Origin of the sequence: Pseudomonas sp. UMAB-08 (assembly GCF_900095225.1) — a bacterium.
Lineage (GTDB): Bacteria > Pseudomonadota > Gammaproteobacteria > Pseudomonadales > Pseudomonadaceae > Aquipseudomonas.
Genome location: NZ_LT607432.1, coordinates 1 through 12,464 on the forward strand (window position 1 = coordinate 1; position 12,464 = coordinate 12,464).

Consider the following 12,464-nt stretch of genomic DNA (forward strand, 5'->3'; position numbering starts at 1 on the left):
CCACTTCAATTTAGGTGGACACCATCGCCTTTGGCTCTGGGGTCAGGAAGATGTGTTGGCCGGACGCATACGTCTTGCTGGCGGGCGCTGCTTTCAATGATCAGTACGCGGGACATAGGATGTTGCCTCCATCTAAGAGTGTCTTGAATCGATGGAGTTGAGGTTAGACAGGAACGTATCGATTAAAAAGCGTAAAAATCTGCTACAAACCATCTAATAAATTGTTTTATCGAAAACGGGGCACTATTCTCGTTTGAGAGCGAATCCGCCCCGCCCCGTCATTTATTTAGGCTCGCAGGTCAGCTTGATCCGCAGCTTGATGATGCTGCGACTGAACTTGGCGGAGACGTCCACGCTCTTTTTTGCAAGAACGCTGACCCGCCGGGTACGCGGGGCTTCAGGGCCATTGCTGAACACCACCACACACTGAGCATCAACGGTGCCGTAGTTGTTCAGCGTGATGGCGCCCATGTCGTAGTCGGTATCGTGGCTGGTGTAGTCGATCTGAACACCGGTGTATTCCTTTTCCACGTCAATCGGATACGCGAACGCACTGACGGGCAACAACGCCAACAACACACAACAGAATTTTTTCATTCGGCAGTCTCCAATTTGGAGTGCCAGCTTAGACAAGAGGAGCGAGTGATGAAAGCGCCCCGCGTGACCCTGGATCAATGGCGGACACTCCAAGCGGTGGTCGACCACGGTGGCTTCGCCCAAGCGGCCGAAGCGTTGCACCGCTCGCAGTCTTCCGTGAGCTACACCGTGGCCCGGATGCAGGACCAGCTTGGCGTGCCGCTATTGCGTATCGACGGGCGTAAAGCGGTGTTGACCGACGCTGGCGGGGTGCTCTTGCGTCGCTCCCGGCAGTTGGTCAAGCAGGCCAGTCAACTGGAGGACCTGGCCCACCATATGGAGCAAGGCTGGGAGGCAGAGGTACGGCTGGTGGTCGATGCTGCCTACCCTAACGCGCGACTGGTGCGCGCCTTGACCGCGTTCATGCCGCAAAGCCGTGGCTGCCGCGTGCGGTTGCGCGAGGAAGTGTTGTCCGGGGTCGAAGAAGTGCTCCTCGAGGGCGTCGCCGATCTGGCCATTAGCGGCTTCAGCATCCCAGGGTATCTGGGGACAGAAATGAGCGCCGTCGAGTTCGTCGCCGTCGCCCACCCGGAGCACCCGCTGCATCAAATGAATCGCGAGTTGAACTTCCAGGATCTGGAAAGTCAGCTGCAAGTCGTGATCCGCGACTCCGGCCGTCAACAGCCCCGCGACGTCGGCTGGCTGGGCGCTGAGCAACGCTGGACGGTAGGCAGCCTGGCAACCGCCGCAACCTTCGTCAGCAGCGGTTTGGGCTTCGCCTGGCTGCCACGGCACGTGATCGAGCGCGAACTCCAGGAAGGCACACTCAAAGCCCTGCCGCTGGACCAAGGCGGCAGCCGCCATCCGGTGTTCTATCTTTACTCGAGCAAGGACAAATCGCTGGGCCCCGCGACGCAGATTCTGATCGACCTGATCCGCACCTTCGACACGGCCCCGCTGAGCGCCGCATTTGCGGCCCCACAACAAGCCTGACAGGGAAATCGACCATGGCCTTTTTTGAGCATGACGGCTGTTCATTGCACTACGAAGAATATGGTCAGGGTTCGCCGCTGCTATTGGTGCACGGCTTGGGTTCAAGCTGCCAGGACTGGGAATACCAGATCCCGACCCTGGCCGCGCACTACCGCGTCATCGCCATGGACATGCGCGGCCACGGTCGCTCCGACAAGCCCAATGAGCGCTACAGCATTCCCGGTTTTGCCGCCGACGTCGAAGCGTTGATTGAACACTTGCAGCTGGGGCCGGTGCACCTGGTCGGGCTGTCGATGGGCGGGATGATCGGCTTTCAATTGGCGGTCGATCACCCGACCTTGCTCAAAAGCCTGTGCATCGTGAACAGCGCGCCACAAGTCAAACTCAAAACCGCCAACGACGGTTTGCAATGGGCTAAACGCTGGGGCCTGGGGCGGCTGTTCAGCATGTCCGCCATCGGCAAGGGCCTGGGCCAGACCCTGTTCCCCAAACCCGAGCAAGCCGACCTGCGCAACAAAATCGCCGAGCGCTGGGGGCAAAACGACAAACGCGCTTATCTCGCCAGTTTCGATGCCATCGTCGGTTGGGGCGTGCAGGAAAAACTGTCACGAATCAGTTGCCCGACCCTGATCGTCAGCGCCGATCACGATTACACCCCGGTGGCCTTGAAAGAAGCTTACGTGGGCCTGATCCGCCAGGCTCGACTGGTCGTGATCAAAGACTCCCGGCACGCGACGCCGCTGGATCAACCTGAAGCATTCAACCGGGAACTGCTGGCATTTGTCGATGACGTTGAAGCGGCTTCAGGCCGATGAATGAATCGTAGGGGGCACCTCCATCCGGGCGCTATCCGTTCGGACAGTGCGCCCGGCACTGTCCAAAAAAACCCAAACGTGCTTACCTTGTGCCCTTGATCGCACCCGCATGAATTGCTTTTTTGCAGTCGAAACCACTACCCAGGATCACTGACCCATGCTGAAAAAAATCGTCCTCGCCGCCTGTTCCGTGCTGTTCGCCGCCAACCTGATGGCCGCACAACCGCCCGCCAAGCCGACCCACGTCCTGCTGACCACCGACATGGGCGAGATCGTCATCGAGCTTGAAGACACCAAGGCGCCGATCAGTACCCAGAACTTCCTGGGCTATGTCGACAGCGGCTTCTACGCCAACACGATCTTTCACCGGGTCATTCCGGGCTTCATGATTCAGGGCGGTGGGTTTAATCAGTACATGGTACAAAAACCGACCAAAGACCCGATCAAAAACGAAGCCAACAATGGCCTGCATAACGTGCGCGGCACGATCGCAATGGCGCGGACGTCGGACGTAAACTCGGCCACTAGCCAGTTCTTCATCAACCACAAAGACAATGACATGCTCGACAACGGCGCTCGCGACTTCGGGTACGCGGTGTTCGGTAAAGTCATCAAAGGCATGGACGTGGTCGACCAGATCGCCCAGACGCCTACCGGCACCCAAAAAGGCATGCAAAACGTACCCTCAACCCCTGTGTTGATTAAGTCAGCCAAACGTATCGACTAAGTCGATGCACATCGGGCCGCCTGCAACCGCCGTGAGCAACGTCGGAGACAGGCGGTGTGATGAGGGAAGTTTTTCACCTGCAAGGAGAGCCTGCTGCGGCGGGCGTCAGAACCAATGTTCTATCGTCGTTTTGAACAACTGATCGATATTTTCCGCGACGCCCCCACTGCCGCCCCACCGAACAAAGTCCTGCCGTTTTATATCTATTACCTGCGTCAGGTGTGGCCGAGCTTCGTCGCGTTGCTGGTGGTCGGGCTGATTGGCGCCCTGATCGAAGTCGCGCTGTTCAGTTACCTGAGCCGGATCATCGACCTGGCCCAAGGCACGCCCAATGCCGATTTTTTCAGTGTGCACAGCACTGAGCTGATCTGGATGGCGGTGGTTGCGCTGGTGTTCCGACCGATCTTCGTCGGCCTGCATGACCTGCTCGTGCACCAGACCATCAGCCCCGGCATGACCAGCATGATTCGCTGGCAGAACCACAGCTACGTGCTCAAACAGAGCCTCAATTTTTTCCAGAATGACTTCGCCGGACGCATCGCCCAGCGGATCATGCAGACCGGTAACTCGCTGCGTGATTCAGCGGTGCAGGCGGTGGACGCGTTGTGGCATGTGCTGATCTACGCTATCGGCTCACTGGTGCTGTTCGCCGAAGCCGACTGGCGCCTGATGATCCCGCTGTTGGCCTGGATCGTCTGCTACATCCTCGCCCTGTGCTACTTCGTGCCACGAGTCAAAGAACGCTCGGTGGTGTCGTCGGAGGCCCGCTCCAAGCTGATGGGGCGTATTGTCGACGGCTACACCAACATCACCACCCTCAAACTGTTCGCTCACACTAATTTCGAGCAGCAATACGCTCGGGAAGCGATCAGCGAACAGACCGAAAAAAGCCAGCTGGCCGGTCGCGTGGTCACGGCCATGGACACGGTGATCACCTCCATGAACGGGGTGTTGATCGTCAGCACCACCGGCCTGGCCCTGTGGCTGTGGACCCAATCCTCGATTTCGGTGGGCGCCATCGCCCTGGCAACCGGGCTGGCGATCCGCATCGTCAACATGTCCGGCTGGATCATGTGGGTGGTCAACGGCATCTTCGAGAACATCGGCATGGTCCAGGACGGCCTGCAAACCATTGCTCAACCAGTCAGCGTCACCGACCGCGAGCCAGCGCCTGCATTGAAGGTCGAGCGCGGCGGTGTGAAGTTCGAGCATGTCGATTTCCACTACGGCAAAAGCAGCGGAATCATCCACGGCCTGAATCTGGACATCAAACCCGGCGAAAAAATCGGCTTGATCGGGCCGTCCGGCGCGGGCAAATCAACGTTGGTCAACCTGCTGCTGCGCCTGTATGACCTGCAAGGCGGACAGATTCTGGTCGATGGGCAGGACATTTCTCACGTTGCACAGGAGAGCCTGCGCGAACGCATCGGCATGATCACCCAGGACACCTCGCTGCTGCACCGCTCGATCCGTGACAACTTGCTCTATGGCAAACCCGACGCCACCGATGCCGAACTGTGGGAAGCGGTGCGCAAGGCCCGCGCCGATGAGTTTATTCCGCTGCTGTCCGACGCTGAAGGCCGCACAGGCTTCGACGCGCATGTCGGCGAGCGCGGGGTCAAGCTGTCGGGTGGTCAACGGCAGCGGATCGCTATCGCTCGCGTACTGCTCAAGGACGCGCCCATCCTGATCATGGACGAAGCGACCTCAGCTCTGGATTCGGAGGTTGAAGCGGCGATCCAGGAAAGTCTGGAGACACTGATGCAAGGCAAAACGGTGATCGCCATCGCCCACCGGCTCTCGACCATCGCGCGCATGGACCGTCTGGTGGTCCTTGAAAAAGGCCAGATCGCCGAGAGTGGCACCCACGCTGAACTGCTGGCCCATGGCGGTCTGTATGCGCGGCTATGGCAGCATCAGACCGGTGGGTTTGTCGGGATTGATTGAAGATGGCCCGATCAGGTGCCTTAAATCTCAATCCTGCCGATACGGCAACGCGGCCCGCGCCTCTTCGGCGTAGGCCAGGATGCCTTCGCGCTCCTGGTCGAGGAAATCGCTGACCGCCGCCTTCAACCCTGGATGCGCCAAGTAATGCCAGGAGTGGGTGATGACCGGTTCAAAACCCCGAATCAACTTGTGTTCGCCCTGAGCGCCGGCATCGAAACGCTGCACCCCATGGGCGATCGCGTAATCCATGCCTTGGTAAAAGCAGGTCTCGAAGTGCAACCGGTCGAACTCGGCCAGGCACCCCCAGTAGCGCCCATAGAAACTGTCGCCGCCGATCAGGCTGAACGCCATCGCCACCGGCCTTGAGCCCTGCTTGGCCAAGACCACACGAATCGCTTCAGGCATGCGCTCTGCCAGGAGGCTGAAGAACTCGCGAGTCAGGTACGGCGTTTGTCGGCGTACTGCATAGGTGTTGGCATAACAGGCATACACGAAGTCCCATTGCGCTTCGCTCAGTTGATGGCCTTCGAGCCATTCGAACTCAATGCCCTGCCCCGCCACTTGTTCGCGCTCTTTGCGCATCTGCTTACGCTTGCGCGAACTCAAGGCGTCGAGAAAGTCCTGGAAGTCGCGATAACCGCGATTCTGCCAATGAAACTGGCAACCCAACCGCTGCAACCAACCCGGCTGTTCCGCCAGCAGGGCGTCGGCCACCGGATCGGTGAAGTTGATGTGCGCGCTCGACAGCTTTTCGATGTCGATGTAACCGGGCAGGCACGCCAACAGCTCAATCCCGGCCTCCGGGGTCGCCGACAGTAAACGCGGCCCGCTCACCGGGCTGAACGGCACGGCGACCAACAGCTTCGGGTAATAGTCGATACCGGCGCGTTTGCAGGCATCAGCCCACGCGTGGTCAAACACGTACTCGCCATAGGAATGCCATTTACGGTAGCTGGGCAGCGCCGCAATCAGCTGGCCGTTTTCGTAGTGCAGCAGGTGTTCTGCTCGCCAACCTGAATGTGGCCCGAGGCTGCCGCTGTCTTCCAGTGAGCTGAGAAAGGCATGGCGTAAAAAAGGCTGGGCAGTGGGCACCAAGGCGTCCCACAGCTCAGGTGCCAGCGCTGAAAGGCTGTCCAAACGTTGTAGCGGCATCAGCATTCCCCACGCGTTATCGCACACAAGCCTGGCGAGTATCGCGCATCCGCCGAGTAAGCCGAAATAAAAAACCCCGACGAGGCGAGGCCTTTGCTATGTGCTAATCCTTGCCGAACACCTGCTGCTCATGCGCCAGGCGCAGGGCGATCTCATCCAGATCGGCAATCGGCGGTTCGGGCATCGCCCGCAACGTGGCGCGCATCAAGCGCATTTGCTTGATGAAACGTCGGCAATTAGGGCAGAACAGCAGATGATGGCGCGCCTGAAATCGCTCACGAACGCTCAACTGGCCGTCGAGAAAATCGCTGGATCGCGCTACCTGTTCCTTACACGTCAACATTCGCCCGTCTCCTCAAAATGCTCGACGGTCGCAAACACCTTCAAGCGCGCCCGATGCAGCAGGACTCGCGCATTAGAGAGCGATATCTCCAAAAGATTACAGATCTCTTCCACTTCCAGGCCCTGTCGCTCACGCAACAGCAATACGCTGCTCTGCAATTGGGGCAAGGTGAGCAAGGTGTGTTCGAGGCATTCGCGCAATTCGTTTTCGGTCAGCAGCGCTTCGGGCGTGTCCTCATGCCAGGCGAAGGGCGCCACGCGCCAGTGCCCGTCGCTGGCAAAACGCTCATCGCCAAGGGTGCCGTGAGGCGATGGCAGGTCGTCCAGCAGCACTTCGCGGCGGTCGTGTTTGTAGCGGGTTTTTGCCGCATTGGCAGTGATGGTCAGCAACCAGGTTTTCAGGCTGGAGCGCGCCTGAAATTTTGCCAGATTGCGCACCACGGCAAGCCAGGCTTCCTGCACCACCTCATCAGCGTGACGACTGCCGGCAATGGCGTACGCCACGGCCCGCATCGCACTCTGATAGGTGCTGACCAATTCGCGATACGCCCGCTGTTCGCCAGCCAGCAGGCGTTGAATCAGTAACGCGTCGTCAGCAGCAGACATCGTCGATCAATGCTTACGCAGGATTACGCTGCCGATTGAGTAGCCGGCACCGAACGAGCTGAGCACGCCCAGCGCGCCGCTCGGCAAGTCGTCCTGATACGTGTGCAGCGCGATCACTGAACCGGCCGAACTGGTATTGGCGTACGTGTCGAGAATCACCGGCGCTTCTTCCAGCGAGGCTTCGCGACCCAGCAGTTTCTTCACAATCAAGTGGTTCATGCTGAGGTTGGCTTGATGCAACCAGAAACGCTTGATATCGCTGACGCTCAGGTTGTTTTCCTGCAAATGGGTGCCGATCAGCTCAGCCACCATCGGGCACACGTCACGGAACACTTTGCGGCCTTCCTGCACGAACAGTTTGTCCGGGGCACCGATGCCCTCTTCCCCTGCGCGGTTGAGGAAGCCAAAGTTGTTGCGAATATTGTTGGAGAATTTGGTCAGCAGTTTGGTGCTGACAATGTCGAACTGATGCGGCGAGGTCGCGAGGTCTGCGCGCTCGATGACCACGGCCGTAGCGGCATCGCCAAAGATGAAGTGGCTGTCGCGGTCACGGAAATTCAAGTGGCCGGTGCAGATTTCCGGGCTTATGACCAATACCGCGCGGGCCTGACCCAACTGAACGGTGTTGCACGCTTGCTGGATACCGAACGTCGCGGACGAACAGGCAACGTTCATGTCAAAGCCGAAACCCTGAACACCCAGCGCGTCCTGAATTTCGATAGAGATCGCCGGATAAGCACGTTGCAGGTTGGAGCAGGCGACAATCACGCCGTCGATATCGGCAGCGGTTTTGCCTGCGCGTTGCAAGGCTTGTTCGGCGGCAGCGACGCCCATCTGGCAGAGGATCGACCACTCGTCATTGGAACGTTCTGGCAAACGCGGCGTCATGCGCAGCGGATCGAGTATGCCTTCCTTGTCCATGACGAAGCGGCTTTTGATGCCGGAGGCTCTTTCGATAAAAGCAGCGCTCGATTCTGTCAGCGCCTGAACGTCTCCGCGCTCAATCGCTGACGCGTTTTCGGCATTGAACAGGGCGACATAGGCATTGAAAGACTGCACCAGCTCATCGTTGGAAATGCTGTTGGCCGGGGTATACAGGCCAGTGCCACTGATGACGACGTTATACACGGTCGTTCCTCTCTTATTGATCGTTGCAAGCAACGACTTGCTGGGCTTGAAGATTGGCACAAACGTACCAATACGTACGGAAAGTTATCCCGTTAAGGCACGGGTTTCAGGTTGGATTACTTGGCAGGCGGGCCGATCTCCGGCACCTGGGCTGGCGTCTTCGCGAATTCAATCGCGAAGACGTCGGCGCTGTCAGCGACAGCTCTATCAGACAGTCTGCGAACAATGGCGCGAAGTGTGCCATATCGGCCCGATTTTCGCGCTATTCAGCCATCCACCTGGCTCCATTGCTTACTCAGACGCTTGTCCGAGACCGGAATTTTTGTCCCCAACTGCTGGGCAAACAGCGACACGCGATACTCCTCCAGCCACCAGCGATACAGCACCAACTCCGCGTCGCGCTTACCTTCCTGGGCATGCTTGCCGGCGCGGGCCTGATACTGAGCCCACAAGCCCGCCAGTTCGATGCTCCAGACCCGGTCTTTCTGCACTTGGCCGGGCAGTTTTTCCAGGCGCATTTCGATGGATTTCAAATAGCGCGGCAACTCCTTGAGCCACTGCGCAGGCGTTTCGCGGACAAAGCCCGGATACACCAGATACTTCAGCTGCGACTTGATGTCGTTGAGCGCTACCGCCTGCGCCAGATCAATCTTGCCCTTGAAGCGCTTTTGCAGGCCATGCCACAGGGTAAGGATATCCAGTGTCAGTTTCGCCAGGCGCTCAGCATGCTCGGTCCAGCCGGCACGTTTGCGTTCGGCCAGTGCCGCCAGCCCGGCACCGTCACGCGGCAGGCTGTCTTCGCCATCAAGAATGCAGCTGTCGAGGCTGGCCAACAGAATGTCTTCGATCAACCCATCGACCCGGCCCAGTTCGCGGTGGAGCAACGCCAGTTCGGTCTGCCCCGGCAATTTGCTGCGCAGGAACTTGGCGGGTTCGGCGAGTTGCTGCAACAGCAGGCGCTGCAAGGCCCGACGGTGTTGATACTCCGCTTCAGCAGGCGTCGAGAAGCGCCCTTCCTTGACCGTGCCAGACTCTTCGACCAGCGCCGGGTAAACCGTCATCGACAGGCCCGCGATGTTTTGTTGGGTTTTTTCGGCCACAGGGGCGAAGATTTTGGCCTCGACAGGCAGTTGGCTTTTCGAGGTTTGCGGCGCGGCCAATGCCGCTTGGCTGGCCTCGGCGAAACGCGCCGTCAACTCGGCCAGCTCACGTCCTTCACCGAGGAACTTACCGCTGCCGTCGAGGATTTCCAGGTTCATCTTCAGGTGGTTTTCAAGCTGCTGGGCCGCTTCAACCCAGGCTTCGTCCGTCACCCGTGCGCCGGTCATGCGCAACAATTCACGACCCAGCGCATGGGGCAACGAGCCCTCGCCGAAGGTGATGCGCTGCAGGGCGGCCTTGATGAAGTCAGGCACCGGCACAAAGTTTTTGCGAACCACCTTGGGCAGGTTGCGCACCAACGCGATGCATTTGGTTTCCAGCAACCCCGGTACCAGCCATTCCAGACGCTCGCCAGGCAATGCCGGCAGCAATGGCGCGGGCACCCGCAGGGTCACGCCGTCGCGCGGATGATTGGGCTCGAAGTGATAACTCAGCGCCAGGGTCAGATCGCCCAGGCGCAGGGTGTCCGGGTAATACGCTGCCGTGATTTCGCTGGCTTCGCGGGCCAGCACGTCTTCTTCGCGCATGATCAGAAGCTGTGGGTTTTTCTGGCTTTCGACCTTGTACCAACTGTCGAAGGTCGCGGTTTGATGAATCTCCGCCGGGACCCGTGCTTCGTAGAAACTGAACAGCGTGTCTTCGTCGGCCAGAATGTCACGACGGCGGGCCTTGGCCTCCAGCTCGTCGAGTTGCTCCAGTAGCTGAGTGTTGGCGGTCAGGCATTTGGCCCGCGAAAGAATCTCGCCGCGCACCAGCCCCTCACGGATAAACAGCTCACGGGACACCTGAGGATCGATCGGACCGTAATGCACCGGACGCCGACCGACCACGATCAGGCCGAACAAAGTGATCTGTTCGAACGCCACGACCTGGCCGCGTTTTTTCTCCCAATGCGGCTCGAAATGGTTCTTCTTGATCAGATGCCCGGCCAACGGCTCGATCCAGTCCGCATCGATCTTGGCCACCATGCGCGCGTAGAGCTTGGTGGTTTCCACCAGCTCGGCGGCCATCAGCCATTGCGGGCGTTTCTTGCCCAGGCCGGACGACGGATGAATCCAGAACCGCCGCTGGCGCGCGCCCAGGTAATCACCGTCTTCGGTCTTCTGCCCGATCTGACTGAGCAAGCCCGACAGCACGGCCTTGTGCAACTTGGTGTAATCGGCCGGTTCCTGGTTGACCGTCAACTGCAGGTCGCGACAGATCAGGCTCAATTGCCGATGGGAATCGCGCCACTCGCGCAGGCGCAGGTAATTGAGGAAGTTTTTGCGGCACCAGTTGCGCAGCGGGCTGGCAGTCAGGGCCAGGCGTTGCTCTTCAAAACCGCGCCACAGATTGACCAGCCCGGCGAAGTCGGAATCGATGTCCTTCCATTGCGCGTGGGCCTGATCCGCCGCCTGTTGCCGCTCGGGCGGACGTTCGCGAACGTCCTGCACCGACATGGCACTGGCAACGATCAAGACTTCCTGCAAGCTGCCTTGTTTGGCCGCCTCCAGCAACATGCGCCCCATGCGCGGGTCCACCGGCAAGCGCGCCAACTGGCGACCCAGCGGCGTCAGCTGGTTCTCGCGGTTGACCGCCGACAACTCTTGCAACAGGTTGAAACCGTCGCTGATGGCCTTGCCGTCGGGTGGCTCGATAAAGGGGAAGTCGGTGATCTCGCCCAGACGCAAATGCAGCATCTGCAGAATCACGGCCGCCAGGTTGGTCCGCAGGATTTCCGGATCGGTAAATTCCGGTCTGCCGTTGAAATCTTCCTCGCTGTACAGGCGCACGCACAGCCCCGGCTCGACCCGGCCGCAACGACCCTTGCGTTGGTTGGCGCTGGCTTGGGAAACCGCTTCGATGGGCAGGCGCTGAACCTTGGCGCGATAGCTGTAACGGCTGATCCGTGCAGTACCGCTGTCAATCACGTAGCGAATGCCGGGCACCGTCAACGAGGTTTCGGCAACGTTGGTCGCCAGCACCACACGCCGTCCCGGATGGGACTGGAAAATCCGCTGCTGTTCGGCAGGCGACAGGCGTGCGTACAACGGCAGGATTTCAGTGTGTTTGAGTTGAGCCTTGCGCAGCATCTCGGCGGCATCGCGGATTTCCCGCTCGCCCGGCAAAAACACCAGCACATCGCCGGGGCTCTTGCGTTCACTGCGCTCGAACGCCTCCAGTTCATCGAGGGTCGCCAGAATCGCCTGATCGACCGTCAAGTCATCCTCGACCGCATTGCCCTCTTCGTCCTGCTGGGACGTCAGTGGGCGATACCAGGTTTCCACCGGGAATGTGCGGCCAGAGACTTCGACAATCGGTGCATCATTGAAATGCTCAGAGAAGCGCTGCAGGTCGATGGTCGCTGAGGTGATGATGAGTTTCAGGTCAGGGCGACGCGGCAGCAGGGTTTTCAAGTAGCCGAGCAGGAAGTCGATGTTCAGGCTGCGTTCGTGGGCTTCGTCGACGATGATCGTGTCGTAGCGTTCCAGGTAGCGGTCGTGCTGGGTTTCAGCCAGCAGAATACCGTCGGTCATCAGCTTGATCAGGGTGTTGCTGTCACTTTGATCTTCGAAACGCACTTGATAGCCAACCAGCGCGCCCAGCGGCGTCCCCAGCTCTTCGGCGACCCGGCTTGCCACGCTGCGGGCAGCGATCCGGCGCGGCTGGGTGTGGCCGATCAGGCCGTGCTGGCCACGACCGATTTCCAGGCAGATCTTCGGCAACTGCGTGGTTTTGCCTGAGCCGGTTTCGCCCGCAATGATCAGCACCTGATGCTTGAGCAACGCCGCTTTGATCTCGTCGCGCTTGGCGGCAATCGGCAGGCTGTCGTCGTAGCGAATCACCGGCAGGCTGTCGCGCCGGGCCGTGACCTGGGCAAAAGACGCCTGCACGCGCGCCGACCACTGCGCGAGCTTGGCCTCGTCGGGCTTCTTTTGAAGCTCATGCAACTGACGACGAAAGCGATGACGATCAGAAATCATCGCGTGGTCGAGGTTTCTCAGCAATTGGTCGATGGAGGGCGATTCGTCAGTCAT

The 12,464-nt window shown here is 59.6% G+C and carries 10 protein-coding genes; 4 read left to right on the top strand and 6 right to left on the bottom strand.

Translation table 11 applies throughout. The annotated features are described in order from the left end of the window. Positions 1-282 precede the first annotated feature (282 nt). Entirely contained in the window at positions 283-597 is a 315-nt protein-coding gene (locus K0F75_RS22210) for a 3-phosphoglycerate kinase (protein WP_219064111.1), read from the bottom strand. 48 nt (positions 598-645) lie between these two features. Here K0F75_RS22210 and K0F75_RS22215 point away from each other — a divergent pair, with 48 nt between their 5' ends. The 4 genes from K0F75_RS22215 (at position 646) to K0F75_RS22230 (ending at position 5,058) form a co-directional block, all read left to right on the top strand. Next, a complete protein-coding gene (locus K0F75_RS22215) occupies positions 646-1,569 on the top strand; it encodes a LysR family transcriptional regulator (RefSeq protein WP_219064112.1) in 924 nt (307 codons plus the stop codon). Positions 1,570-1,583: 14 nt separating this feature from the next. Continuing rightward, entirely contained in the window at positions 1,584-2,384 is an 801-nt protein-coding gene (locus K0F75_RS22220; RefSeq protein WP_219064113.1) for an alpha/beta fold hydrolase, read from the top strand. Positions 2,385-2,541: 157 nt separating this feature from the next. Next, a complete protein-coding gene (locus K0F75_RS22225; RefSeq protein ID WP_219064114.1) occupies positions 2,542-3,111 on the top strand; it encodes a peptidylprolyl isomerase in 570 nt (189 codons plus the stop codon). A gap of 114 nt (positions 3,112-3,225) precedes the next feature. Continuing rightward, the gene (locus K0F75_RS22230) at positions 3,226-5,058 is read left to right on the top strand and encodes an ABC transporter ATP-binding protein (protein WP_219064115.1); all 1,833 of its coding nucleotides are present in this window, start codon (positions 3,226-3,228) and stop codon (positions 5,056-5,058) included. Between the two features lie 27 nt (positions 5,059-5,085). Here the strand turns inward: K0F75_RS22230 and K0F75_RS22235 are convergent, their stop codons facing one another. The 5 genes from K0F75_RS22235 to hrpA all read right to left on the bottom strand — a co-directional run bounded on the left by K0F75_RS22235 (position 5,086) and on the right by hrpA (position 12,464). Next, complete coding sequence (locus tag K0F75_RS22235) at positions 5,086-6,210, bottom strand: GNAT family N-acetyltransferase (RefSeq protein ID WP_219064116.1); 1,125 nt, start codon at positions 6,208-6,210, stop codon at positions 5,086-5,088. A gap of 103 nt (positions 6,211-6,313) precedes the next feature. Then, entirely contained in the window at positions 6,314-6,553 is a 240-nt protein-coding gene (locus K0F75_RS22240; RefSeq protein WP_219064117.1) for an anti-sigma factor, read from the bottom strand. Next, positions 6,547-7,158 (bottom strand): RNA polymerase sigma factor, encoded by a 612-nt coding sequence (locus K0F75_RS22245; RefSeq protein ID WP_219064118.1) that lies wholly within the window; start codon positions 7,156-7,158, stop codon positions 6,547-6,549. The genes K0F75_RS22240 and K0F75_RS22245 overlap by 7 nt, the downstream gene beginning before the upstream one ends. Before the next feature lie 6 nt (positions 7,159-7,164). Beyond that, positions 7,165-8,286 (bottom strand): beta-ketoacyl-ACP synthase III, encoded by a 1,122-nt coding sequence (locus K0F75_RS22250; protein ID WP_219064119.1) that lies wholly within the window; start codon positions 8,284-8,286, stop codon positions 7,165-7,167. Between the two features lie 266 nt (positions 8,287-8,552). Then, a complete protein-coding gene (gene hrpA / locus K0F75_RS22255) occupies positions 8,553-12,464 on the bottom strand; it encodes an ATP-dependent RNA helicase HrpA (protein WP_219064120.1) in 3,912 nt (1,303 codons plus the stop codon).